Origin of the sequence: Litoribacterium kuwaitense, from assembly GCF_011058155.1 — a bacterium.
GTDB lineage: Bacteria > Bacillota > Bacilli > Bacillales > DSM-28697 > Litoribacterium > Litoribacterium kuwaitense.
Genome location: NZ_JAALFC010000110.1, coordinates 1 through 485, shown reverse-complemented (window position 1 = coordinate 485; position 485 = coordinate 1). Strand labels below are relative to the sequence as shown.

2 tRNA genes and 1 rRNA gene are annotated in these 485 nt (G+C 50.5%); all 3 read left to right on the top strand.

Features of this window, described 5'->3' with window-relative positions:
• Positions 1–28: 28 nt before the first annotated feature.
• Positions 29–105, top strand: a tRNA-Ile gene (locus tag G4V62_RS19225).
• Between the two features lie 65 nt (positions 106–170).
• Positions 171–246: transfer RNA gene (locus tag G4V62_RS19220), tRNA-Ala, on the top strand.
• A 76-nt stretch (positions 247–322) separates the two neighbouring features.
• A 23S ribosomal RNA gene (locus G4V62_RS19215) occupies positions 323–485 on the top strand; the annotation flags it as partial.

Below are 485 nucleotides of genomic sequence, written 5' to 3'. Positions count from 1 at the left end.
ATTCATCGTACGTGCTTCATTTGTCTGTGGGCCTGTAGCTCAGCCGGTTAGAGCGCACGCCTGATAAGCGTGAGGTCGGTGGTTCGAGTCCACTCAGGCCCACCATTTCGTACTTTATTGTTCGAAATGCCACAAGCAGATGACGTTTAATTGTATATATACCTTTATTTGGGGCCTTAGCTCAGCTGGGAGAGCGCCTGCCTTGCACGCAGGAGGTCAGCGGTTCGATCCCGCTAGGCTCCACCAAATGTATGTATCAGAGGATCCTTGAAAACTAGATAACCGACAAAAAAAGCATCAGTAAAGAAAGCGTCACGAAAGAAGTGAAGGTAGAAAGGGCGCACGGTGGATGCCTTGGTACCAGGAGCCGAAGAAGGACGGGACGAACACCGATATGCCTCGGGGAGCTGTAAGTAAGCTTTGATCCGGGGATTTCCGAATGGGGAAACCCGCTGTCTGTAATGGGACAGCAATCATGACTGAAT